This is a genomic window from Kribbella sp. NPDC051587, from assembly GCF_044453945.1.
GTDB lineage: Bacteria > Actinomycetota > Actinomycetes > Propionibacteriales > Kribbellaceae > Kribbella.
The window spans coordinates 32,313-57,015 of the sequence record NZ_JBITDE010000022.1; the positions used below are offsets into that span (position 1 = coordinate 32,313).

The window sequence follows — 24,703 nt, forward strand, 5'->3', positions numbered from 1 at the left end:
GCTCCTTCGTGGTTGGTGATCGCCACGCTAGGAGCAGAACAGGACAGGTTATGGCCTCTACTTCGTGAGCTGGGCTTCGATCGCCGAAACGACCTCAGGAGACTCCGGCGTCGTCTGCGGGCGGAAACGCGCCGCGACCGTGCCGTCGGGGCTGATCAGGAACTTCTCGAAGTTCCACTGGATGTCACCGGCCTCGCCGGCGGCGTCCGCGGTCTGCGTGAGCTCGGCGTACAGGGGGTGGCGGTCGTCGCCGTTGACCTCGAGCTTGTCGAGCATCGGGAAGGTGACGCCGTACGTGGTGGAGCAGAAGGTGTCGATCTCCTCGGCGGTACCGGGCTCCTGACCACCGAACTGGTTGCAGGGCGCGCCGAGCACCGTGAAGCCGCGCGACTCGTAGGTCTTCTGCAGGTTCTCGAGACCTTCGTACTGCGGCGTCAGGCCGCACTTGGAGGCCACGTTCACCACGAGAACGGCCTTGCCCTTGTAGTCACCGAGCGAGGTCGGCGCACCGGACAGCGTGGTCAGCGGGATGTCGTACAGGGTCATGAAGCTCCTTGCAGAGTGCGAGAGAGGAATTCGACAGTGCGCTCCCACGCCAGCGCCGAGGCGTCGGTGTCGTGGAAGGCAGGCATTGGGTTGTCGAAGGCGTGTCCGGCCTTCGGGTAACGGTGAACTTCGGCGCCGACCAGCGCCGGCACCACCACGTCCACTGGGATGTAGTCGTCGGCGTCACCGAAGTGATGCAGGCTCGGCGCGGTCACGTCGGGAGCGAGGTGCAGCAGGTTCGGCAGGGCCGAGCCGTAGTAGCTGACCAGCGCATCCGGCGACGACACCGCGGCGACGTTGAACGCCAGCCCGCCGCCGAAGCAGAAGCCGACAATGCCGGTACGACGATCGCGGCCGCGCAGGTATTCGAGTGCGGCGACCGAGTCGACCACCGCCTGATCCCAGTCCAGCCGCTGCATGGTGCCGACCGCGCGCTCGAGTAGATCGGGCGCGTCCTCGTCACTCAGGTCGACGTCATCCAGGCGCCAGTAGATCTCCGGGGCGATCACGTAGTACCCGAGCGCGGACAGCTCCGCAGCGCGCTGCTCGATGTACGGCGAGACCCCGAAGATCTCCTGCAGCAACAGGATTCCGGGTGTGGCCGAGTTAGGGTCACCCCACTCGTGGACTAGCATCAATCCTGAGCCGGTATCGATCTCCAGGTTATTAGCACGAGTCACACGGTGAAGCGTACGACCTCGTGCCGAACTGGCTCCTTCACGGGTACCCAGGCCTTGGTCTCTCCGATGGCCGCAGTCAGCAGATTGAACAGCCGCTCATCCGGGTTCGACACGCAGGCCTGCGAGATCCCCTCGACCGCACACGACACGGCCCGCGGTGCGGTACGGCGCGCGAAGTCCGGCGTACCGCGATGAGCCCGCGAGGTGAAGGTCCGCGCCCACTTGGTCGCGGCCGGGACCGACTCCAGCGCCTCGCGCGACGCCGGCTCCAGATCGTCCATCGGCCGCCCGTCGAGCAGGGCCAACTGCCGCTCCCCCACGATCAGCGCGACGGCCAGGATGTACTGCCGCTCCTGCGACACCACGGGCAGCGCATGCTGGATGCACCGCGCCGTCACCCGCGGTACGACGTGTGGGTCGTCCGGCGTCAGCCCGATCACCGACGGGATCAACGGCGCCAGCCGGGTGCGCCCGGCGTCCGACGTACAGTCATTGACATCGCGAGCCACCCCAGCCAGCAGCGCGTGCGTGCAGCTCGGATGGTCGGACCACGGCTCCCCCGCCAGATACGAGGCGAACTCCATGAAGCACGCGCCCTTGCGCGGATTGCGGTGCTTCCCCCGGCTGAGAACCGGGACTGACAGCTCAAGGTTGTTCATAGAACAGCTCCCGATCAGTACCTGTCGTCTCAGCATGCGCCTGTGTGAGCAGCCGCACAACGCGTGGCGGTTGGGCGCTTCTGTTACCGACGAGTAGTATCGAGCTAGCTTTCCCTACCAAGAGGAGCGCTCCCGTGCCCCGTGAGATCCGCGATGTCGTGTTCGTCGACGGCGTTCGCACCCCGTTCGGCAAGGCCAAGGGCCAGTACGCCGAAACCCGCGCCGACGATCTGGTGATCAAGTGCATCCGCGAACTGCTGCGCCGCAACCCGGGCCTGCCGCCGGAGAAGGTCGAGGAGGTCGCGATCGCGGCCACCACCCAGATCGGTGACCAGGGCCTGACCATCGGCCGGACGGCCGCCCTGCTGGCCGGTCTGCCGAACACCACGCCCGGCTACGCCATCGACCGGATGTGCGCCGGCGCGATGACCGCCGTCACCACGCTCGCGTCCGGGATCGCCTTCGGCGCGTACGACGTCGTCGTGGCCGGCGGCGTCGAGCACATGGGCCGGCACCCGATGGGTGAGGGCGTCGACCCGAACCCGCGGATCATCTCCGAGAAGCTCGTCGACACCAGCGCGCTGGTGATGGGGTCGACCGCGGAGAACCTGCACGACCGGTACCCGTCGATCACCAAGGCGCGGACGGATGCGTTCGCCGTACTGTCGCAGGAGCGTGCCGCCAAGGCGTACGCGAACGACCTGATCCAGCCGGACCTGGTGCCGATCGCGACCCGCTCGGCCGAGCTGGGCTGGGGGCTGGCGAGCACCGACGAGCCGATGCGCCCGGGCACGACGCTGGAGGACCTGGCCAAGCTGAAGACCCCGTTCCGGCCGCACGGCCGGGTCACCGCGGGCAACTCGGCCGGTATCAACGACGGTGCGACCGCCGCGCTGATCACCTCGGCCGAGGCCGCAGAAGAGCTGGGCCTGAAGCCGAAGATGAAGCTGGTCTCGTACGGCTTCGTCGGCGTCGAGCCCGAGGTGATGGGCTTCGGTCCGGTGCCGGCGACCGAGAAGGCGCTGAAGCTGGCCGGGCTGACCATCGACGACATCCAGGCCTTCGAGGTCAACGAGGCGTTCGCCGTCCAGGTGCTGGCGTTCCTCGAGCACTACGGCATCGCCGACGACGACCCGCGGGTCAACCCGTACGGCGGCGCGATCGCCTACGGTCACCCGCTGGCCTCGTCCGGCATCCGGCTGATGACCCAGCTGGCCAAGCAGTTCGAGCTCAAGCCCGAGGTGCGCTACGGCCTGACCACGATGTGCGTCGGCCTCGGCATGGGTGGAACGGTCATCTGGGAGAACCCGAACTGGGAAGGGAACGCAGCCGCATGAGCGACTTGCAGGCTTTGATCAACAGCGCGTCTGAGCTCTCGACCGATGAGGTTGTGACGCTGGCGCACTCGCGGGACGTCGTACTGCCCAACAAGGCCGGGACGCTCGCGCTGATCACGCTGGACAACGGGCACGACCACACCAAGCCGAACACCTTCGGGCCGAAGGGCCTGGGCTCGCTGAACGCGGCGATCGACGCGGCGCTGGCCCGCGACGAGGTCGTCGCGATCGGCGTCACCGGCAAGCCGTTCATCCTCGCGGCCGGCGCGGACCTGACCGGCGTACCGAAGTTGACCGATCGCGAGCAGGCGCTGGCGCTCGGCAAGATCGGGCACGGCGTGATGCGCAAACTGGTCGACGGGGGCAAGCCGTCGTTCGCCTTCGTGAACGGCGTCGCGCTGGGCGGCGGCCTCGAGGTCGCGCTGCACGCGTCGTACCGGACCGTCTCGGTCGCGGCCGGCGTCCTGGCGACGCCCGAGGTCTTCCTCGGCCTGATCCCGGGCTGGGGCGGTAACTTCCTGCTGCCGAACCTGATCGGTGCCGACAAGGCCGTCAAGGTCGTGGTCGAGAACGCGCTGAACCAGAACAAGATGCTCAGCGGTCCGGAGGCGGTCAAGCTCGGGGTCGGCGACGTCCTGCTGGACTCGGCCGACTTCCTCGAGCAGTCGCTGATCTGGGCCTCCAAGGTACTGACCGGCGAGATCACCGTCGAGCGCGCCGAGATCGACCGCGGCGACGTCTGGGACGCAGCCGTTGCCCGAGGCAAGGGATTTGCCGACGTCAAGGTGAGTGGCGCGGCGCCCGCGCCGTACCGGGCTCTCGATCTGATCGCGGCGGCGAAGGACAACGATCGCGACCGCGGGTTCGCGGCCGAGGACGACGCGCTCGCCGACCTGATCATGAGCGAGGAGCTGCGCAGCGGCCTCTACGCCTTCGACCTGGTGAACAAGCGGGCCAAGCGCCCGGCGGGTGCGCCGGACAAGTCGCTGGCGCGTCCGGTGGCCAAGGTCGGCGTCGTCGGCGCGGGCCTGATGGCCGGTCAGCTGGCGCTGCTGTTCGCGCGGCGGCTCGAGGTGCCGGTCGTGCTGACCGACCTCGACCAGGAGCGTGTCGACCGCGGTGTCGGCTACGTGCACGGTGAGATCGACAAGCTGCTCGGCAAGGGCCGGATCCGGCCGGACAAGGCCAACCAGCTGAAGGCGCTCGTCACGGGTTCGGTGGATCGGGCGGTCTTCGCCGACGCCGACTTCGTGATCGAGGCGGTCTTCGAGGAGCTGCAGCTGAAGAAGACGATCTTCGCCGACCTGGAGAAGATCGTCCGCCCGGACGCGATCCTCGCGACCAACACCTCGTCGCTGTCGATCACCGACATGGCCGCGGACCTGGAGCACCCGGAGCGCGTGGTCGGGTTCCACTTCTTCAACCCGGTCGCCGTGCTGCCGCTGCTGGAGATCATCCGGGCCGCGCAGACCGACGACGCGACGCTGGCCACCGCGTTCGCGGTCGGCAAGACGCTGAAGAAGTCGTGTGTGCTGGTCAAGGACGCACCGGCGTTCGTGGTGAACCGGCTACTGACGCGCTTCCTCGGTGAGGTCAGCGCGGCGGTCGACGAGGGGACGCCGATTCCTGAGGCAGACAAGGCATTGTCGGCGCTCGGCCTGCCGATGCCGCCGTTCGTGCTGCTGCAGCTGGTCGGCCTGCCGGTCGCCCTGCACGTCGCGGAGACCATGAACCGGGCCTACCCGGATCGCTTCGCGGTGTCGGAGAACCTGGCCAAGGTCGTTGCCGCGGGCAAGCCTTCGTTCTACCTCTGGCCCGAGGGCAAGCCGGTCGTCGACCCGGAGATCGAGGCTCTGGTCACCGTCGGCGACAAGCCGTCGACCGCCGACGAGCTCCGCACGCGGGTGCTGACCGCCCTCGCCGAGGAGATCAAGATCATGCTCGACGAGGGTGTCGTGGCCGAGGCGCAGGACATCGACCTGTGTCTGCTGCTCGGCGCCGGCTGGCCGTTCCACCTCGGCGGGATCACGCCGTACCTGGACCGCTCCGGTATCTCCGAGAAGGTCAACGGCAGCAGGTTCCTGGCCAAGGGTCTCGCTAGCCTCTGAACTTCTTGACCGCGGCCAGCAACTGGGCCGGCGTCATCTTGGTGTGTTTCTTCACGATGGCGTCGGCCCCGGTCGCGTGAGCGGCCAGATCGGCGTACAGGGCAGCGACCTTCTGTACGCCGAACCGGTCGACGAGGTACTCGATCACCCACCAGCTCTGCCCGTACGACCGGTCGCCGTTGGTGGCGAACTCCGTCGGACCCGGCAGCGCCTTCATCGACGCCAGGGTCTTGCGGACGTTCTTCCGGTAGGGATCGACCGTCCAGCCCGGGTCGTCCTCGATCACCGCGCAGCGGACGTACTCCGCGTAGCCCTCGACCATCCACATCGGCGCCTCGTTGCCGAGCAGCACCGAGGCGGCGTGCGTCATCTCATGCGCGAGCAGGTCCTTGTCGAGCTTCTTGCGCTGTTCGGGGTTGACCACGATCCGCGAGCCCGCCGCCCGGGCCGGAGTCCGGCCGACCGGATCCCCGTCGAACAGGGGAACGTCCTTGGCCGCGATCGTCCAGCCGCGGCCGAATCCGTTGGTCCAGAAGATCGCCATCACCTGCGGCTCGGGCATCGCGACGACCATCACCGAACCGTCCCACGGCTGCGGCCAATGCCGCCGTACGCCGCTGACCGACTGTTGTGCGGTCGCGGCGATCTTCTGGCCGAGGGCGGCCTCGCGCTGGGCGACGACCACCGAGACCTTGCCGCGGCGAACCACCGTGATCGGCTGGAAGTCCCACGGTTGCCGATGGCCGTCGCGACTGAGCACCTCGTCGATCGCGTTGTCCTCGACCAGGAGCCAGCCGGTCCCCCGCCGTACGAAGGTGTAGGCGACGTCGGTCTGCACCGGCTTCGCGTCGAGGCCGGTGAGCTGGTAGCGCATCATCACGCGCGACGAGAACGCGGTCGGGCCGTACTTCTCGGTCAGCCGCGGGACCTGGTGCTCGTTGGCCAGGAAGTACTCGAGCCGGGTGAACCCGAACTGCCGGAGGTTGGCGAACAACGTCCGCTGCCGGGCCGCCAGCTTGGCGTCCTTGGTGTTCACGGCAGCCAGGAACGCCTTCAGATCACCTTTGCGTACGGCGGTCGCTCGCGCGCTCAGCAGCTTGTTGATCTCCTGCTTGCGCTGCGCGGTCTGCTCGGCCGTGAGCTGGCTGGACGGCGTCGCCTTGATCGCGGCCGCGCTGCTGCCCGGCGCAGCCGCGCCTTGCTGCAACCGAACGCCGACCACTGCCACCGCACCGGCGATGGCCAGCGTCGTCACCGCGGCGACCAGGCGCCTCGGATGCTTCATTGCTGCGTGCTCCCCCTCCGATGGTCGGCTGATCCTACCCTCAGAGCCGGCCGACCATCGGAGCGGAGACGATCACGCCTTGATCTGTTCCCCGGTCTTCTGCTCGATGCCGACGCGGCTGCGGCGATAGCCGTAGACCGCGTAGATCAGGAAGCCGATGACCATCCAGATCGCGAACCGCAGCCAGGTCTCCAGCGACAGGTTCAGCATCAGGTAGATGCAGATCAGCGCCGCCACGATCGGGATCACCGGGTTCCACGGCACCGTGAAGGAGCGCTTGATGTCCGGGCGGCTCTTGCGCAGCAGCGGCACCGCGATCGACACCAGGGTGAACGCGGCCAGCGTGCCGATGTTCACCATCTCCTCGAGCTTGCCGATCGGCGTCACGCCGGCCACGATCGCGACCACGACACCGATACCGATCGTCAGCCGGTACGGCGTGCCCCACTTGGGGTGCGTCTTGCCGAGCTGACGGGGCATCAGGTGGTCGCGGCTCATCGCGAACACGACCCGCGCCGCACCGATCATCAGGGTCAGCACGACCGTGGTCAGACCGGCCACCGCACCCGCCGAGATCAGCGTCGCGAACCCGCCCCGGCCGACCGAGCGGAACGCCTCGGCCAGTGCGGCCTCACCGCTGATGTCGGTGTACTTGACCATGCCGGTGATCACGATGCAGACCGCGACGTACAGGACCGTGCAGATCGCCAGCGAACCGATGATGCCGCGCGGCAGGTCGCGCTGCGGGTTCTTCGCCTCCTCGGCGGTGGTGGCGACCACGTCGAACCCGATGAACGCGAAGAACACCAGCGACGCGCCGGAGACCAGGCCCATCACACCGAAGGTCGACGGCGTGAACCCGAACAGCGCCTGGAACAGCGGCGTCGTGATCGTGACGTGGGAGTCGGGCGTCGGCACGCTCGGCGGGATGAACGGGGTCAGGTTCGAGCTCTTGATGTAGAACAGACCCGCGATGATCACGAACAGCACCACGAACAGCTTGATCGCGACCAGGAACAGGTTGACCCGCAGCGACTCCTTGATCCCGATCGTGGCGAGCGTCGCCAGGACCAGCACCAGCAGCATCGCCAGCACGTTCACATGACTGTCCGGGCCGATCGAATCGGGCCAGCCCAAGCCGATCTGTTCCAGGAACAGTGCGGCGTACGTCGACCAGCCCTGGGCCACGACGCTTGCCCCGAGCATCAGCTCGAGCAGCAGGTCCCAGCCGATGATCCAGGCGAAGATCTCACCGAGGGAGAAGTACGAGAACGTGTACGCCGACCCCGACACCGGGACGGTGGAGGAGAACTCGGCGTAACACAGGGCGGCCAGCGCGCAGCAGAACGCGGCCAGCACGAACGACAGGGCGATACCCGGGCCGGCGTAGGCCTTGGCGGCCCGGCCCGTCAGCGTGAAGATACCGGCACCGATGATCACGCCGATCCCGAAGACCGTCAGGTCCAGGGCGGTGAGGCGTTTCTTGAGCTGGTACTCCGGCTCGTCGGTGTCCGCGATCGACTGTTCGATCGTTTTCTTCCGCACAAGACTCATCTGCGCCTCCTCGACTGCGTCCACTTAAGGACTTGGACGGAACCCTCCGAGCCTGCCCCTCTGACACCGCGAGGTCAATTCGGCACTCAGCGTTGTGGCCGGTATGTCCGTAATGATGTCCATAACGTGACCTCGGTGAGACCACTGCGGCTGAGCAGGATCCGGTCCCGCGACACCTGATTGATGCCATGGGCAGCCATGTCCTCGTAGAGCTCCTCGACCGCGTCCAGACCGATCCGCTGCACCAGGTAGCGGACGGCCAGCCAGCTCACGCCGTACACGTCGGCGGAGCTCTCGTAAAAGCCGGCGTCGGTCGGCAGCGCGCGCAGCGTGGGCATCGCCTGGTCGATGACCTCCTGCTCCCACTTGGAGACCTCGCCCGGCCCGCTGATCGCCTCGATGCCGCTCCAGGAGACGTACTCCGCGGCGCCCTCGGCCAGCCAGAGCGGCTCGTAGCCACCGAGGTCGGCGGTCGCGACGTGGGTGAGCTCGTGCGAGAGCAGGATCTCGTCGACCTGGTCGCGCTGGTTCGGGTTGATCACGATGTAGGCGCCGGCCACGGTGCCGTCGGCGGTGTCCTGACCGGGCAGCGACGAGAACGTCGACCCGGCGCTCGCCGCCGACTCGATGTCCTCGTCGGCGAAGCGGGCATCCCGTACGTCGGTGTCGTCGAGCGCGATGATGAGCGCCGACCCACGCCAGCGGCGCGGCCAGTAGTCGCGCACCTCGGTCAGTCCCTCGGCGGCCTCGGTCAGGATCTTGCGCCCGCGGGCCGCGTCGCCCTTCTCGACCACGACCAGGACCCGCGGTCCGCGCAGTACCTCGATCCGGCCCAGGTCCCACGCCTCGCGGTGCGCGCCGGGACCGAGGTCCTTGTCCAGGTCGTCGTCATCGGTCAGCACCCAGCGGCCGGCCCGGCTGATGAACGTGTACCCGAGCTCGGTCGTCACCGGGGCGACGTCGACCTTCGGGATCTGGTAGCGCATCAGGATCCGGACCAGGTACGTCGCCCGCCCGCGGGCCTTGACGACCGCCGGATCGAATCGCTCCTCGGCCTGGCTGTAGCCGAGCTCGGTGAAGCCGATCTCGACCAGGTTCGCGAAGAGGATCTTCTGCTGGGCGATCAGCTTGGTGTTCGACGGGTCCAGATCCTTGAGGAACAGCGCCAGGTTGCCCTTCTCGACGGCCTGGGCGCGGCGGATCAGGATCGTGTCGATGGCCACCCGGCGGGCGGTCGCCGCGATCGACGCCTTCGACGGTGACCTCGGCGTACTGGGTGGTTCCGGGGTCGCGGCGAGCCGCGCCTGGGCGTCCTCGGACCGCTCGCCGACGGCGTAGACCACACCGCCGGACACGAGCGCTACCGCCAGCAGCAACCCCAGCCATCGGCGGGGGCCAGCCGGAGCGCCTGGCGGTGGGGCGCTAGGGATGGTCGCACTCACGTCGGGTCGTTCCTCCGAGGGCCCGTCTGTCTACAGCTCGGCCACCTTACTCGGTTCGCCGCGATCCGCCACCAACACGCCGGTCACGAAGCGGCGGCGGTCTTCAAGGCCCGGAACAGAGCAGCTTCGGTGAGGCCGACATGCTCGGTCATGATCCGGTCCCGCTCCGCCTGGTTCGTGCCCAGGGCGGCCAGTTCCTGATACAGGGTGGCGACTTCTGTGCCACCGAAGCGCTCGAACAGGTAGTCGACGGCGAGCCAGGACAGTGGGTACGAACTGTCGGGGTGCTGGAAGAAGACCGCGTCGGCCGGCAGGCTCTTGGCCTTCGCCAGGTACTTCGTCCGGACCTCCTGCCGGTACTTCGGCAGCGCCAGATCCTGGGCTCCGTCCATCGGGAGGAACTCGACGTACGTCGCCGCTCCCTCCACCAGCCAGCGCGGCGCATAGGCGCCGTACGGGGCGGTGGCGACGTGGGTGAACTCGTGCGCGAGGGTTCGGGCGTCGATCCTGGTGCGGTTGTGCGGGTTGATCACGACGTACGAGTCGGCGCGTTCGCCTTCGCCGCTGACCTCGCCGGGGAGCGTGCGGTAGACCCAGGTGGCCATCGCGAGCGCGTCCTCGGCGTTCTTCGGGACCGTGTAGTCGGCGCCACGGACGATCTTGTCGTCGAGGGCGATCACCACGCCGGAGCCGGTCCAGCCGCCGGGCCAGTTCTTGCTGACCGCCTTCACCGCGCTGGTCGCGATCCCGATCAGCTTGGTCGCCAGCTGCTGCTGCCCCTTCTCGACGACCACAAGCACCCGTGCGGCGCGCTTCACCAGCACGTCGCCCGTGTCCCAGGCCTCCTCGTGTGAACCGCGCGGAAGGCGTTTGTCGAGGTCCTGGTCGGAGACGAGGGTCCATTTGCCGGCCGCGCGTTCGCTGAAGGTATAGCCGAGCATCGAGCGGACGGGGACGGAGTCGATGCCGCGGATCTGGTAGGTCATCGCGACGGCCACCAGGTACGTCGAGGGGCCGTACTTGGTGGTCACGGCGTCGTCGTACTGCTGGGAGAGCTGTTGATAGGCGAGCTTGGCGAAGCCGAACTGCTTCAGGTTGGTGAAGAGGATGCGCTGGCGCGCGACCAGGCTCTGGTTGGCGGGATCGATATCGGCCAGGAAGGCCGCCTCGTCGTCCTGGAGGACGGCCGCGGAGCGGCGCTTGAGGACCTTGTCGACGGCCGCGGACCTGGCCGCCAGGTCGATGTCCGGGGTCTTCGGACCGGCCGCCGCCGGCTGTTCCGCCTCGGTGCGGGATTGGTGCAGCGCCAGGCCACCTGCGACCGCCACCGCGATCAGCACGAAGGACAGCAGGAACGGCCACAACGGCGTACGGGCCCGTCCCGCTGCCCGTCGCCGCGCCGGCGCTGCATGGCGGCCCACTTAGGGCGCCTGCTCAGGCTCCGCCGGGCTGAGCCGGCTCACCGATCTTTTCACCCTGCGTCCTGGCGATGGCCTCGATGACGTCCCGCGCGATCTGCTGGCCCGTGAGGCCGATCTGCTGCAACACCGCCGCACGCTTCGCATGATCCAAGAACTGCTGTGGGATGCCGAAGTCACGCACCGGCGTACCGACGTTGTGGTCACGCAGGGCCTGGGCGATCATCACGCCGCAGCCACCGGCGCGGCCGTTGTCCTCGATCGTGACGACGAGCTTGAACTTGGGCGCCAGCTCGATCAGCTGCGGATCGACGGGCTTCACCCAGCGCGGGTCGACCACGGTGACGCCGATCCCCTGCGCCTGCAGTCGGTCGGCGACATCCATCGCCGTGGCCGCCATCGAGCCAATGCCGACCACCAGTACGTCGGTGCCCGAGCGGTGCAGGACGTCGAGGCCACCGACCTTGTCGATCGGGTCGATGTCCGGGAACACCTCGCCCTTGGCATACCGCACGACGGTCGGTGCGTCGTTGACGTCGATCGCCTCGTTGAGCAGCTCCACCAGCCGTGTGCTGTCCCGCGGCGCGGCGAGCCTGAGGCCCGGCACGACCTGGACGATCGACATGTCCCACATGCCGTTGTGGCTCGCGCCGTCGTCGCCGGTTACGCCGGCGCGGTCGAGCACGAACGTCACGCCGCACTTGTGCAGTGCGACATCGAGCAGCAACTGGTCGAAGGCCCGGTTGAGGAACGTCGCGTACAGGCCGACGACCGGGTGCATCCCACCCATCGCGAGGCCCGCGGCACTGGTGACCGCGTGCTGCTCGGCGATCCCGACATCGAACGTGCGCTCGGGGAAGGCCTGCGCGAACTGGTTCAGGCCGGTCGGGTTCATCATCGCGGCGGTGATCGCCACCACGTCCGGCCGGCGGTGGCCGATCCGGACCAGCTCCTCGGCGAACACATCCGTCCACCCGCGTGGCTTGTTGGCCGGACGCATCTGGTGGAAGTTGTCCTCCTCGTCCTGCTCGGCAGCGGCGTACCCGAAGCCCTTCTGGGTCACCGCGTGCACGATCACCGGACCGCCGAACGCCTTCGCGTTGCGCAGCGCGTCCTCCATCGCCTCCCGGTCATGACCGTCGACAGGACCGACGTACTTGAGGCCGAGGTCCTCGAACATGCCCTGCGGGGCCAGCATGTCCTTCAGGCCCTTCTTCACCCCGTGCAACACCTCGTACATCGGAGGACCGACGTACGGCGTCCGGCCGAGGTTCTTCTTGATCAGGTCGAGGATCTTCTCGTACCGCGGATTCGTGCGCAGCGCGGTCAGGTGCGTCGCCAGCCCACCGACGGTCGGGCTGTACGACCGGCCGTTGTCGTTGACGATGATCACGAGCTTGAGGTCCTTGGCGGCGGCGATGTTGTTCAGCGCCTCCCAGGCCATCCCGCCGGTCAGCCCGCCGTCGCCGATCAGCGCGACGACGTGCCGGTCCTCCTTGCGGATCCGGTACGCCTTGGCCAGGCCGTCGGCGTACGAAAGACTCGTGCTCGCGTGGCTGTTCTCGACGATGTCGTGGTCGGACTCCGCCTGGCTCGGGTAGCCGCTCAGGCCACCCTCCTGCCGCAGACTGTCGAACTTCGGCGCCCGGCCGGTCAGCAGCTTGTGCACGTACGTCTGGTGCCCGGTGTCGTAGATCAACCGGTCCGTCGGCGAGTCGAACACCCGGTGCATGGCCAGTGTGATCTCCACCATGCCCAGATTGGGGCCGAGGTGACCACCGGTCCGCGACACGGTCTCCACCAGCACGTCCCGGATCTCCGCCGCCAGATCGGTGAGCTCCTCCGGCGTCAGCTTCTTCAGATCAGCCGGCCCGCCGACCGTCTCCAGCACGCGCATCGAGCCCCTTCCGCAGGTCGTCCTCGGACGCTTGAGTCTATGCACGCACCCGCCCGAATCCGAACTCGGTGCGGACGTGCCGATAATCTCAGTTCCTGAGACGCTCACTGACAGTGATTAGTTCGGGGTCTCCCCTACAGTGACCGCATGCAGCAGGTGACCACACTGTTCACCAAGTACGACGGCACCCCCCATCGCCTGATGGAGGCCGTCCACCTCGGCGAAGACGAACACGGCCTCTGGGTCGGCTCCGTGCCCGGCCAGCGCGCCCGCCGCGCCGACGGCACCTGGATCACTGTCGACCACCACCGCGTCCGCCTCTTCCCCCGCGGCCAATGGTGGTCCGCCCTCTTCAACGACGACCCGCACGCCACCCGCATCTACTGCGACGTCACCATGCCCGCCGAGTTCGGCGTCGACACCGTCACCCTCGTCGACCTGGACCTGGACATCCGCCTACTCCGCACCGGCGCCGTACGAGTCATGGACGAAGACGAGTTCGAAGCCCACCGGGTGAGGTTCGGCTATCCCCCGCAAGTGGTCGCCACCGCCCAAGCCACCTGCACCTGGCTAGCCGCCAACATCACACTCGCCGAGCCCTTCACCACCGCCTACCAGCCCTACCTGGCCGCCGTCAAAGCCCTCTAGACAGCAACCGGCCCCCGCCGGCTAGGAGCCCCCCTGAGCCGACAAGGGCCGATCAACCCGCGCCCTCTCGGAACGCGACCCCACCCATCCTCAACCACACTCCGCGTTCGTTCCACCCCTAACAGCAAACTTGCAGCTTCCTGCAAAGCCATCGACTCGCCTCGGGGCGCCCCGCTGCGGCCGAACACCCCAGGGCACCCAGCCTCAGCGCTCCAGTCGGCCCTACTACTTGAGCTCCCGATCGCGGAGCACGCATGAGAACCTCCCGCCTAGTGCTCTTCACTCACAGCAGTTTGGCTTTCGCCTCGGGCGCCCCGCGGCGCCGGTTGTCGGGATGCCCAAATGCCAGCGTCTGATCCACCCGAGATGCGATCACACTTCGGCATCAATGAGACTAGGACTCGCTACGCGCCACAATGCTCTGCAGAGAAGTCCTCAGATCAGCTGCAAGACCATCTGAGACCAACATTCGGGCCACAACGCCGCGGATCCTCTCCGGGTCGAAAGCCGACATTTCAGCCATTTGAAGGACCCAAGCCGACGAGTGCTGCATCCAGTACTCCCTACCTGAGTCCCAAGCTGTCTCAACAGTGAGCTCGATCAATTCCTCCGGGGTAGCCACCTTCCCACCGCCGAGGCTCGGCCAAGCCCGGGAGAACGTATCCAGACACTCGGACAATCCACGCTCCATGAACGGCCACATCGGCTGATAGTTGGAGCCTTCCAAAGTCGCCCTCCCCGCGGCCTCCACGCCGACGCCGAGTTCACCGCCCGACATGACCCCGATCCACGCACCGTCTCCTCGGTAGACCACAGGCGTCCAATCGTTCACGTTAGCCCCATTTCCTGTAGTCATAGTCAACTCCATAGTCGTCCAGGAGGCCCTGGAATTGTTGGCGAGCCTCGTCTGTCCACCTATGGCCGTAGTGCCCGCTGTTCTCGGTGAACACGAGTCGCCCTTGGTCGCGGAACAGCGTACCGCCTAGCACAGTATCTTCATCCGCACCTAGGCCCCTGGCCAACTGCTGATGCGGGCTACCTACGAGCCCTAGGTCGGACGGGTCACCAGCGAGGAACTTCCGGGTCGACGGATCGAATACGTATTCGATTTCAGGTGCCGACGGATGGAATGCCTTCAACGCATCTGCCGAATGAACTCCCGGCCCAAGCCGCACAACCCCGCATCCGGGACCGGCATTGTGAACCAGTACCAGATTCCTCCCCGCCGAAACGTAATAGGTATGGATGCCTTCAACCGTGAGGTTGTAGGCAAGCGCACCGCGAGCACTGCGCGGCACCAAGCCCACAACATGTACCGGATGACCCGTTGAGCTGAGAATTTCCTCGCCCGGTGCAAGTTCGTCCGCACGCTCAAAGCGTCCGTCTGTCGCCGACCAGAATGGATGGTCTTCCGTAGTGGTCACCTTGCCACCGTCGACGGCAAGGTCAATCAAGGTGTCATCGTGTACCCAGACTTTCTGGACGCGTTTAGTGGACGCTTGACCAGAGATTGGATCGGCGGCGATCACCTTGTCGCCCGGTTTGATCTCTTGGATGGCTTTTCGGCTTCTGTCGGCCATCAGCACGGCCGTCGCTCCAGCAAAACTACAGAAATCACCCGCAGCTTTGGCGGCATCTTCAAGAGCCTTGACGCCTTTTCGTGTTGTCCGAGCGCCAGCCGCAAGATCTCCAGCTCCCATTACCGCGGAGCCGAAGCTCCAAACTGCTTCGGTTCTATTGCCCTCCTTCAGGTACCAGCCCCCATTGAAAATGTCACAACCCATCCCAACGCCAGGCAGGAAGCCGCAGAGGTTCAGTTCGGCGTGGTGCTCCTCCGACTCTGTCATGAGCGCCGGAAGGTTGAGCGCGCCGAAGAATGCAGCGGCTGTCCTGACTGCAGGGGTGTTGCCTTGCATCGCCTGCAGAATTTGGCGCGTTGTCTCGTTGGCTTGATGCTGGTTCGACTGGCTCGATCCCGTCGACGGCGGTTTGGGCTTGTTGCCGGTGCTTGTGGACGGCGGAGTCGGAGTCGGATGTGAGCCGCACCTTGTCTCGCCCTCATCCAGTGCACACAGGCCCGTCGGATCGCTGAAGGAGGTGGGGTTGTTGTGTGCGTAGGCGTAGCCAAGAAGGGACTGAGGGTCGGAGGGATCGAGGACTGGGTCGACGCTGATGAAGCGACCCAGCGTCGGGTCGTACTCGCGGGCGCCGATGTGGGTCAGACCCGTTGTCTTGTCCTCCGGCTTACCCAGGAAGTTGTGAGTGTCGGGCCACGTGATGGGTTCGGTGCCTCTAGGGGCGCCGAAGGGGGTGGCGTAGCGCGTCGTGGGGGTGTGCGTGTCGTCGGTGATCGTCAACTGGGACGTGTTGTGGTAGTCGGTCGCCAGCCAGTCGAGCTTGTCCACGGTGGAGCGGACTGCGACATCGCGGCCGCCCACGGAGTAGGTACGCCGAGCAGAGATCGCCTTGACGCTGGAACTGGAGTCGACGGTGATCTCCAGCGAGCCGACGTAGAGGGTTGTCGCCTTCGGCGACTTCCGGAGTAGCAGGGTCCCGTCGGCGCCGTATAGGTAGTTGATGTCACCGGCCTCGCTCGTGAGCTTGGTCAGCTTGCCCTCGGGGTTCCAGTTGAGGGACTGCTGCTCGCTATCAATGCCAGGCCGGGTGCCGGTGTTGCCTGCAGCGTCGTAGGTGTAGTTTGCGTCGGGCCTTGCAGCTACGCCGGTGGTAGCGACCTTAGAGACGGCGTGGTCCTGGTTAGCCGCGTAGGTGTAGGTCGCGGTGGTGTCGCCAGCTGTGGTGTGGTTGGTCTCGGTCTTGCGCGAGCCGTTGATGTTGTAGGTCCAGGTCTGCCAGTACGGTGCCGCGCCTCCGAGGTTGGAGACCGTGGGAGCCGGGTTGCAGTTGCTGCTGGCCGGGGTCCATGCTGCGGTCAGGCGGCGGTGGCCGTCGTAGTCGAAGCACTGGGTGTCGGGGCCGACTCTGTTCTCGTCCTTGAGCAGGTTGCCAGCGTCGTCGTAGGTGAAGAGGCGCTGCGAGTGGATCGTGTCGGCGCGGGCCACCCAGATCTGCTGAAGGCGGCGAGTGCCCTGCTCGAACGGCTGCTGGATGACGAGGTCGTGATCGTCGCCGAGGTCGTACGCCTCAGGATCGCCCAGTTCGGTGTACTTGACGCTCTTCGCGTAGGTCCCGTACCCGCCGGTGAGTGACGACGGTTGACCGAGCCGGGTGTAGGTGTAATTGACCGTCTCCGTCCCGATCGGACCGCCGCCGGGAAGGTAGTTGGAACTCGGCGTCTGCGCGTCCGGTGAGTACGTCGTGTTCGTGGTGTAGGTCTTGGCGAGTTCGTCGCCCTCGGCCGCCGGGATCACCACGCTGGTCGAGGTCGGGTTGTAGAGCACGTTCCGGGACACGATGAGGTTCTTGTACTGCGGCCCCATCTTGCCGAGCGTGTATCGGATCGACCCGAGCGCGTGGCCCAAGTTCCCCGCGCCGTCGTACAGCCAGCTGGCCAACAGTTTCGCGTCGGTCTTCTCGCCATCGTGCAGGGTCACCTTGCGGTCGAGGTTGTCGTACGTCGTCAGCAGCGTTTCCTGCTTGGCATTCGTCGTCGATACCAGGCGGTCGACCACGTCGTAGCCGTAGGTCGCCGCGCCCGCGTCCGGGTCCGTCGTTCCGACCTTGTGACCGAACAGATCATAGGAATAGGACCAGGTCGAACCGCCGCTGACCAGTTTGGTCAGGCGACCGGCGAGGTCGTAGGTGTAGTTCGTCGGGATATAGCCCGACGTGACGACGTTCGAGTCGTATTCACGCCGCTCGACGACCTTTCCACGGGCATCGGTAATCTCGGTGGTCGCGGGCGCACCTACCGGGGGCAGGGTCGTGACGGCGTCGCCGCTGTACACCTTGCGCGTTGTCCACTTGTCCTGCGCCATCGACGCGAACGTCGAGGCGATCAGGCGGCCGGCTCCGTCGTACATCGATTCCGTCTCCGCCGGCGCGGCCGCATCGGCCACCGATACGAAGGTGCCGGTCGGCTCGGAGTCGTCGTCCCACATGTCACGGTTCTCGATGACGACCTGGCCTCGCGAGTTGTACTTCGACTCGCTGAGGATCCGGCCCCCGTTCACCGCGGGGATCTGGGTCTGCTTGACTCGCAGCAGGGAGTCGAAGATCGCGAAGTTCGTGTTGTAGCCGTTGGCAGTGATGTTCAGCGCGTCGGTACGGACCGACGACGGCGCAGTACTCGACAAGTTGTAGGTGTACTTTGTGTTCGGGGATTCCGGCTTGCTCTTCGAGCGGTTCGGCAGCCAGACGCCGGTTAACCGTCCCACCTTGTCGTAGGACAGATCGGTGACCTTCTGGTTGGCATCGGAAACTCGGGACGCGACTCCCCATTCGGGCAGGTACGACGTGATCGTCTTCAGCCGCGTCGTGTTCGTGCCAGAAATCTGCGGTGTCTGAACAGCGGTCTCCGTCAACGCGCCTTGGCCTGCCGGTGTGTACGCCGTGCTGGTGACGCGCCCCAGCGCGTCCGTCGTGGAGGTCGGCCGCCCCAGGGCGTCGTACGTCGTGGTCATAGTCGTGGAGTACTGCGCGACACCGCTTGCGTTATAGCTGCTCAGGCGCTGTGTCGAGCTGACCTCACCCTGTACAACGGGAGCGCCGAAGTCACCCCCGTCGTAGATAGTTCGGACGTCGGACAGCACGCGATCGCTGCCGGGGGTGTCCGAGCCGGAGTCGCACCGACCCTTCGAAGTCACGATGCGCGACGGGTAGGCGATCAGGCCTTTGACCGCGTTCGACGCGTAGCTCGTCAGCGTGCAGGTTTCGTCGGCGGACTTCGCCGCGTCGCCCTCGTCCTGGCTCGTGATCGCCAAGCCAGTTGAATCGTCGTACGACGTCGTCACCGTACGGAGCTGGGCCGGACGGCCAGCGTCACGTGCCGTTCGGGATCGGGTGGCCGAAGGACGGACGAAACCTGCTGTCAAGGTCAGGTCGTCGGTGGTTGTGGGCGTGCTGGCCCCCTCAACAGTCTGAGTTGCCGTCGGCTTCACCCAGTAGTCGGTGATCGCGCCGGAGATCTCGGTGTCGCTGCCGGCGCCTTGATAGGTGACTGTCTCCCGGACCTGGCCGGCTAGCGCAGCTACATCGGGGGTGGCGCCGTTGGTTCTGTCCTGGACAGTCTCGGACTTGGCGCCGCCACCAGCGAGCCGGTCACCGTTCATTCCACGGAAGTAGGTCGTCTCCTCGCGAGACCGCGGACCGGGTTGGGCGGGGTCGCCTTGGCTGACCGTCACTCTCTCGTAGCCTCGCCACTCCGCCCAGTCCCGCTCCTTCTTCGGGATGAAGGCATTGTCTTGATAGTGCCAGGCAGCGCCGCCGGAGTAGGTGTAGTTCGTGACCACGGCGTCGGAGTTGCCGGTCAGGTCGTTGACGCGGACCTGGTTAACGACATACCGGTGGAACCAGTCGTCGCGCTCCTCCTGCTCCTTGGGTGGGGTCCACTTGACCGGGTAACAGCGCAGCGTGTTCCGGTCGTGCGAGGTGGGCATCTTGCTGCCCTGAATGCACTCGGGACTGGAGTATTTGATCGTGATCTGAGCGCCGGTCTCGGTCCAGATGTTGCCTACCCGCATCTTGATCATCGGTGGCAGGCCGTCGCCGCCGTCGCCGTTGTCGTCGACCCGGTTAGCCAGCGGCGCTTCGCCGAAGGTGACCTTCAGCGGCGTCGCCGCAGTCTCACCGGCAGCGGCGAGCCCAGTGTGTGTGATCGACTGCAGCCACAAGGACTTGCCCGACAGGGAGTCGCCCCGGTAGTCGACCGAGGTCTGCCACCGATCGACCTCCTGGTACGACGTTCCCTTCAGGACCTTGGTCGTGATCGTGTCGAGCCGACGTCGGGTGAAGAAGGTCGGCGCGGGCTTGGTGCAGGTCGCTCCGGAGGCACAGATCTGGTCGAACGGCACGTCCGGCCAGTTCGACTTGGTCGTAGTCGTCAGCGAGCTGCAGTTGTCCTGCTTGTCGCACCGTTCCTGCGTAACGAAGTCGACCTGCATCGGGGCTGTCGTGGTGAGCGCGTCCGAGCGTTGGCCGTACTTGATCGTCTGCAGGTAGCCGCCGCGGGTGTAAGCCGCGTTGGCGGTCGTCGACCCGTTCTTGGCGTAGTAGTTCGTCTCCTTCGCGTACCACATCGTCATCGCGTTGCCGTGCGGGTCGACAACGTAGTCGAGGTTCCAGCGCCAGCCCTGGTCGCAGAAGGAGTTCGCGAACGTGGCGTTGTAGCACTCCTCCCCGGCGGTGTCACCGGACACCGGAACAGTGAACACCGAATTGGTCGGTGTGCTCACCCCGGGGACGATGTTCTGGCCGAAGAAGTACTGTGTCCCGTCCTGCGTGGTGACCTTCCAGACCTCTTTGTTGTTGTCGGGGTTGTTCGGGGAGACGACCTTCTCGACCTTCGAGCCGTCGTCGTCCTTGAGCTTCCAGCCGCTGCCCGACTTCACCAGCTCGTTGGACTTGCCGTTCATCACGAGGGTCGCATTGTCGTACTTCCAGCACAGGTCGTACTTGCCTGTGTGTCCCTCGTCGTCACAGCTGGCGTACTTGCGCTCGACATAGGACTCGCTGAGCTCGAACCCTTCCCCGACCCAGGACGGCTGATTGTTCGAGGCAACGGTTCGGCCGTCGACCGACTGCGCGGAGTATGAGAACGAGAGGCTAGGCGACGGACCGCCGGTGGCAGGCGGCACGCGAAGCGGGTAGGACCAGGTGAAGTCGCCGCTCGAACCGCCCGCCGCCCAGTTCGATGCAGGGGCCAGACTGGTGGCGGTGTAGTCACCCGAGGTCGACGAGGAGTCGGCGGTAACGGCGAGAACCCGAGCGTTCGAGTCGACCGCAACCGGTGCGGACAGCTTCTGCCGCCGCAGATCGTTGGTCGACCCGAGGTCGGTCTGCGTCAGGCAGCCCGCCTTGCTGGGCGTAGTGAGGACGCAGGCTGGCAGGGCGACCAGCTTGAGCCTGTTCCGCCAGTCACCGCCGTAGGCATCGGCGAACCTGGAGTAGTCGATCTCGATTTGTGTCGTGCCCTGCTCAAGCAGGTTGTCGGCACGGGCCGCCGTGAGGAGAACACCCTCGATGCCGATCTGCTCGGCCTCCGCATGATCGAAGATGCGTAGGCGGACCGTCGCCGGCGTCCGGCCTTTCGCGGTCCGTGCCGTACTGACACCGAACGACGAAGCTCCCGGCGCGGTCGCCGAGAGGATCTGCTCGGAAGCGGTCGGCCAGGTCGGCGCGGGGGCCGCGGCCGTCGGACGTTCGGCTGCTGCCCGCTCGGCGGTGGCCTTCTGCACCCTCGCGGTCTCCAGCTGGTGGGTCTCGACATCCCGAGCCTTGGGGAGCGGCGGCAGGACCGAACTAGCGGCCGCGGTCGGCGCGGCCCCGGGCTGAAGGCCCGAGACCAACACCGCGCCTGCTGTGAGCGCTGCCACAACCGGCCAGGAACGCCGAGGGCGTGCTGCAGTGAACTTCATCGAAAGCTTCCTCACTCGCGGGGCGGCAGACATCGATCAGCCTTCGGTGACCGGCGGGCAGACGTCCTCGCCGAGATCGGGGTATTCGGCGCAGGTCGAGCGATCGTCGAGAGCACCGGTGTACAGGCGGATGTCGTCGATCCAGCCCGCGAACTCGCCGCCGACGGTTCGGCCCTTGCCGACGACAGTGCTGCCCAGCCGGTAAGGCGAGGTGTGCCGATGCTCGCTGCCGTCGATCGTGCCCTTGTCGACACTCAGCGTGATCTTCCCGAGGGCCCCGCCGTTGACCTGGTCCGGAGCTGCAGCGTCGTACGCGCCGATCAACAGTCGCCAGTCTCCTGCCACTGCATCCTTCGACTCCGGATAGACCGCGATGTCCGGCTCTGTCGAGTTGGCTGGCGTTCGGGTGAAAACCCACTCGCCGCTGACCTCGTCCACCGGTCGCCACTCGAGTCGCCAGGCATCGCGATCCGCTCCGGCCTGGCGGAGAACGACCGAGGCCTTGTCCGGGTCGGCCAGCTTCACCCAGACACCGGCTGAGAAGCTTGTTCCGGCGTCGACGAAGGGCCGCGGTAGCGACAACGCTTCATTCGCCGAGCCGCTGAAGGACAGAACCGGTCCGCGTTCGTCGTCTGTCACAAACGCGGAGGACTGGTCGGCCGAACTTCCGAATCCGCTGATCGGCATGTTCGCGGCGTACACCAGGTCGCCCGTCCGCCAAACCTGGTCACTGGCCAGGTAGGCGCTGTCGAGGGGCCAATGCGCCGCCAGCCCGGTCACGACCTTGTCGTCCTTGCGTGGATCGGCAGCGGCCATCACCGCCTCGGCGTTCAGACCACGCTGCCAGATCTGCACCGAGTCGATAGAGCCGACGAACCGATTCGTGAAGACGCCGTTGTAATGCCCCTGACCAATACTCAGCGGACCGGTCGCCTTCCAGGCCGAATCGGGATACGGCACGTTTCCGGCGGTCTGCAACCGGCCGTTGACGTACAACTGAACCTTCCCAAGCCCCTGGTCGTAGACGCCGACAAGATGCGTCCACGCGCCGAGCACCGCGGGCTCGTCAGACTTTGCCTGTACGGCGATGGGCGTCGTTGTATCTGTCTTGGAGCGTACGAACACCCAGCGATTCAATGATTGCGAGTAACGCAACTCGAAGGCGCTGCCGATGTTGCCGGCCGACCCGATCACCACCGCCTCCTTCGTCGTCCACAGCCGGGCCCAGGCCGACACGGTGAAGCTCTTCGAGGTATCGACCACAGGTGCCGAGGTCTCGGCGTAGTCGTCCACACCGTCCAGTTGCAGCGAACCTCCCGACCGTCCGGCGTCGTCGAACTTGGCCCCATTCGACAAGGTCAGGGCGTGTGCCGGAGTGGCCTGGTCGGCGGCAGTGGTCCCTGACGGCTCGTCGAAGGACCAGTCCGCGATCGGCGGCGATGCGCTCTTCACGTTCACCACGAAGTCGGTGATTTCGCCGCTGCCGTGCCCAGCACCATCGAAGCTCTGAAAGTGCAAACGGTTGTGCCCCTCTTGAGTAGGCACAATATTGATGATGACCGTGTTCCCGGTCACAGTGGTCTTCGACGAAGCCCCCTGGAACCAGTACTCGTGTTTCACGACGTCCGCAGAAGCAGCCTTAATCGTGAACGAGATCGGTGCCCCCGGTGGCGGCAATGCCTCGCACGGGTTCTCGACGTCACAGTTCTTCACCGTGTCAGCGCCGAACTTGGCAGTCACCATCGGCGGACCAGGCGCGAACTTGTCCACCTTGAAGTAGCAGAAAGCCGAATCCACCGATTTGAGTTCAGCGCCCGTGGCATAGGGATAGATCGTTCTGGCGCGGAAATGGTAGAGGCCTTGATCGGCGAAGGTGGCGTTCGGCAAGGTCACTGTCAATGGTGTGTTCGGACTGTCGAGCCCAGTCCGCCTCGAGAGGAACGGATTTCCGGTCGTGCTGTAGAACCAGAACTCGATTTGCACGCGCGCACCAGGATCCGTGGCCGACAGCTTCGGCGTCGCGGTGAACTGAAGGTTCTTCGAGCCAACGTTCACGTACGAGGTCGCGCTGTCACAGCCGACGTTCGGGTCCTTGAGGCCGACGCTGGTCGGGATGGCGGGCGGCGAGACATAGGTGACCTCGAGCTCGCCGAGGGAGCTGAACTGCTTCCAGGCGATGCCGTCGGTCTCGTCCGTGGCTGCGAGCCGGAAGGTCGAGGTGGTGTATCCCTTGGCCGCGGTGTCGGCCATCGAGTTCGTCACCGGGAACTCGACGTACTTGTCAGGGCACGACGAGCTGTAGCCGTTCGCGAAGCTCTGGCTGGTGACCGCGAGCTGAACGCCAGGTTGGTTGTTCCAAGTGGTCCGGTCCGTGATCGTGGTCGTTCGGGTCACGCTGACCGAGCGGGCCGAGCAGCTCGCCGAGTGCACCTCGAAGGTGCGCAGCTTGGAGCTGAGGATCTTCTTGCCCCGGAAGGCGGTTGTGACGAACTGGAAGAAGGACCGGACAATCTTGTGCTGTTCGTAGTCTTCGTACCCAACGCCCAGACTGTGGGTCGTCTTGAAGAACGACGTCGTGGGGTAGAGCTGCCAGGCAGCGGCCCAGGCGGATTTGGTGGGCGTTGTGGTGACCGGGTCCAGTACGACCGGATAGACCGTCGACGGGCTGGTAAGCATGCCCGCGTCGGGGACTAGGGTCAGGCCGGATGAGTCGCCTCGAAGCTCCATCTCGGCCGCGTGCGCACCGGCCGGACCGTCGTCGACCAGCTTCGCCGACGAACGCTTCGCCACCGTCTGCTTTCCCTGAGCGGACTGCGAAGAGTCCCACATCATCGCGTCGCCGGCCGTCAGTACCAGCCGTCCGCTGGCATCAGCATACGTCGGGCCGCCCTCCCTGTCGGTCCGGAGCGAGAGGGCCTGCGTCGTCACCGGGAAGTGGATCGAGCGCAGTGCCGGGTTCGAGGCCGCCTCTCTGGTCTTGACGACGACGTTGTAGCTCAGTCCCTCCGAGGTGGACTCGACGACCAGGTCCAGTCCCTGTGCGACCTCGGCGTACGTCGCGATCGAGCCGGACAACGTCGGCCGAGGCAGCTGCCACGGTGACTTCAGCTCGAATGCGCCCTCGGGCAGTCCGACCTTGCCGATCGAACTGTTACCCCCACCGGAGAGGGTGATCTGCGAGATCGCAGCCTTCGGCCCGACCGTGCCGTCCGGACGGAACTCGAGGTTGGTGTCCACTGCTCGCCAGGCGTCGCCTTGCTTTACCCGAACCGGAGCGTTCGACAACTTTGCGGTCAGGGACCCATCCGGGTTGGCGAAGGTTTGCGACAGCTCGGTCGTCCGGTCGGCGATCTCCACTGGAGCGCCACCCGCGGCGGCGAACTTGGCCGCTTCCTGCGCGTTGCGGCCGATTTTCGGAACCGGTGGTGGCGCAGCCACCGTCGGAGTTGCCTGCAGACCTGATGTCAGGACTGCTATTGCAGCCAGTACGGCCACCGAAGTCCGGCCGCGCTCATGGCGCGCCAGAGCAGCACGAGATCCCCGCCTCACGTTCCCCACCCCACTGTTGTTCGTTATCCCGAGACCGCTAACTCT

14 protein-coding genes are annotated in these 24,703 nt (G+C 66.2%); 3 read left to right on the top strand and 11 right to left on the bottom strand.

Annotated features, from left to right (window positions below; genetic code table 11):
* Window positions 1-57: 57 nt before the first annotated feature.
* Genes ACIA49_RS40870 through ACIA49_RS40880 form a run of 3 tightly spaced genes read right to left on the bottom strand, consistent with a single transcriptional unit; the run spans window position 58 to window position 1,885 of the window.
* On the bottom strand, window positions 58-546 hold the full coding sequence (locus ACIA49_RS40870) for a glutathione peroxidase (RefSeq protein ID WP_396383746.1): 489 nt from the start codon (window positions 544-546) through the stop codon (window positions 58-60).
* Window positions 543-1,226: a dienelactone hydrolase family protein gene (locus tag ACIA49_RS40875; protein WP_396383747.1), complete on the bottom strand. Its 684-nt coding sequence runs from the start codon at window positions 1,224-1,226 to the stop codon at window positions 543-545. Before ACIA49_RS40875 ends, ACIA49_RS40870 begins: the two co-directional genes overlap by 4 nt.
* Window positions 1,223-1,885 carry a hypothetical protein gene (locus ACIA49_RS40880; protein WP_396383748.1) on the bottom strand — a complete coding sequence of 221 codons (663 nt, stop codon included), beginning with the start codon at window positions 1,883-1,885 and terminating at the stop codon, window positions 1,223-1,225. Before ACIA49_RS40880 ends, ACIA49_RS40875 begins: the two co-directional genes overlap by 4 nt.
* A gap of 134 nt (window positions 1,886-2,019) precedes the next feature.
* Here ACIA49_RS40880 and ACIA49_RS40885 point away from each other — a divergent pair, with 134 nt between their 5' ends.
* The gene (locus ACIA49_RS40885) at window positions 2,020-3,222 is read left to right on the top strand and encodes a thiolase family protein (protein ID WP_396383749.1); all 1,203 of its coding nucleotides are present in this window, start codon (window positions 2,020-2,022) and stop codon (window positions 3,220-3,222) included.
* A complete protein-coding gene (locus ACIA49_RS40890; RefSeq protein ID WP_396383750.1) occupies window positions 3,219-5,330 on the top strand; it encodes a 3-hydroxyacyl-CoA dehydrogenase NAD-binding domain-containing protein in 2,112 nt (703 codons plus the stop codon). Before ACIA49_RS40885 ends, ACIA49_RS40890 begins: the two co-directional genes overlap by 4 nt.
* On the opposite strand, the gene ACIA49_RS40895 is transcribed toward ACIA49_RS40890, so the two are convergent.
* The 5 genes from ACIA49_RS40895 to dxs form a co-directional block, all read right to left on the bottom strand.
* Window positions 5,320-6,615: a peptidase MA family metallohydrolase gene (locus tag ACIA49_RS40895; RefSeq protein ID WP_396383751.1), complete on the bottom strand. Its 1,296-nt coding sequence runs from the start codon at window positions 6,613-6,615 to the stop codon at window positions 5,320-5,322. The genes ACIA49_RS40890 and ACIA49_RS40895 overlap by 11 nt on opposite strands.
* A 72-nt stretch (window positions 6,616-6,687) precedes the next feature.
* Window positions 6,688-8,169 (bottom strand): APC family permease, encoded by a 1,482-nt coding sequence (locus ACIA49_RS40900; protein WP_396383752.1) that lies wholly within the window; start codon window positions 8,167-8,169, stop codon window positions 6,688-6,690.
* 86 nt (window positions 8,170-8,255) lie between these two features.
* Window positions 8,256-9,611, bottom strand: a complete 1,356-nt coding sequence (locus tag ACIA49_RS40905; protein ID WP_396383753.1) for a hypothetical protein — start codon at window positions 9,609-9,611, stop codon at window positions 8,256-8,258.
* Between the two features lie 83 nt (window positions 9,612-9,694).
* Window positions 9,695-11,032, bottom strand: a complete 1,338-nt coding sequence (locus ACIA49_RS40910; protein ID WP_396383754.1) for a hypothetical protein — start codon at window positions 11,030-11,032, stop codon at window positions 9,695-9,697.
* A 13-nt stretch (window positions 11,033-11,045) separates the two neighbouring features.
* Window positions 11,046-12,926, bottom strand: coding sequence for a 1-deoxy-D-xylulose-5-phosphate synthase (gene dxs / locus ACIA49_RS40915; RefSeq protein WP_396383755.1), 1,881 nt, complete (start codon window positions 12,924-12,926; stop codon window positions 11,046-11,048).
* Window positions 12,927-13,073: 147 nt separating this feature from the next.
* Between dxs and ACIA49_RS40920 the strand changes: the two genes are divergently transcribed.
* Window positions 13,074-13,574: a DUF402 domain-containing protein gene (locus ACIA49_RS40920; protein WP_396383756.1), complete on the top strand. Its 501-nt coding sequence runs from the start codon at window positions 13,074-13,076 to the stop codon at window positions 13,572-13,574.
* Window positions 13,575-13,968: 394 nt separating this feature from the next.
* Here ACIA49_RS40920 and ACIA49_RS40925 read toward each other — a convergent pair whose 3' ends face one another.
* The 3 genes from ACIA49_RS40925 to ACIA49_RS40935 are packed head-to-tail and all read right to left on the bottom strand — an operon-like array spanning window position 13,969 to window position 24,658.
* A complete protein-coding gene (locus tag ACIA49_RS40925) occupies window positions 13,969-14,430 on the bottom strand; it encodes a hypothetical protein (RefSeq protein WP_396383757.1) in 462 nt (153 codons plus the stop codon).
* Window positions 14,408-21,109, bottom strand: a complete 6,702-nt coding sequence (locus ACIA49_RS40930) for a polymorphic toxin-type HINT domain-containing protein (protein ID WP_396383758.1) — start codon at window positions 21,107-21,109, stop codon at window positions 14,408-14,410. The genes ACIA49_RS40925 and ACIA49_RS40930 overlap by 23 nt, the downstream gene beginning before the upstream one ends.
* A 36-nt stretch (window positions 21,110-21,145) precedes the next feature.
* Entirely contained in the window at window positions 21,146-24,658 is a 3,513-nt protein-coding gene (locus ACIA49_RS40935) for a LamG-like jellyroll fold domain-containing protein (protein WP_396383759.1), read from the bottom strand.
* Between the last annotated feature and the right edge of the window lie 45 nt (window positions 24,659-24,703).

Bases quoted from the DNA above. Each gene is read 5' to 3' on its own strand.
- ACIA49_RS40870 (WP_396383746.1), bottom strand. From the start codon at position 546: ATGACCCTGTACGACATCCCGCTGACCACGCTGTCCGGTGCGCCGACC.
- ACIA49_RS40880 (WP_396383748.1), bottom strand. From the start codon at position 1,885: ATGAACAACCTTGAGCTGTCAGTCCCGGTTCTCAGCCGGGGGAAGCAC.
- ACIA49_RS40890 (WP_396383750.1), top strand. From the start codon at position 3,219: ATGAGCGACTTGCAGGCTTTGATCAACAGCGCGTCTGAGCTCTCGACC.
- ACIA49_RS40895 (WP_396383751.1), bottom strand. From the start codon at position 6,615: ATGAAGCATCCGAGGCGCCTGGTCGCCGCGGTGACGACGCTGGCCATC.
- ACIA49_RS40900 (WP_396383752.1), bottom strand. From the start codon at position 8,169: ATGAGTCTTGTGCGGAAGAAAACGATCGAACAGTCGATCGCGGACACC.
- dxs (WP_396383755.1), bottom strand. From the start codon at position 12,926: ATGCGCGTGCTGGAGACGGTCGGCGGGCCGGCTGATCTGAAGAAGCTG.
- ACIA49_RS40920 (WP_396383756.1), top strand. From the start codon at position 13,074: ATGCAGCAGGTGACCACACTGTTCACCAAGTACGACGGCACCCCCCAT.
- ACIA49_RS40925 (WP_396383757.1), bottom strand. From the start codon at position 14,430: ATGACTACAGGAAATGGGGCTAACGTGAACGATTGGACGCCTGTGGTC.
- ACIA49_RS40930 (WP_396383758.1), bottom strand. From the start codon at position 21,109: ATGAAGTTCACTGCAGCACGCCCTCGGCGTTCCTGGCCGGTTGTGGCA.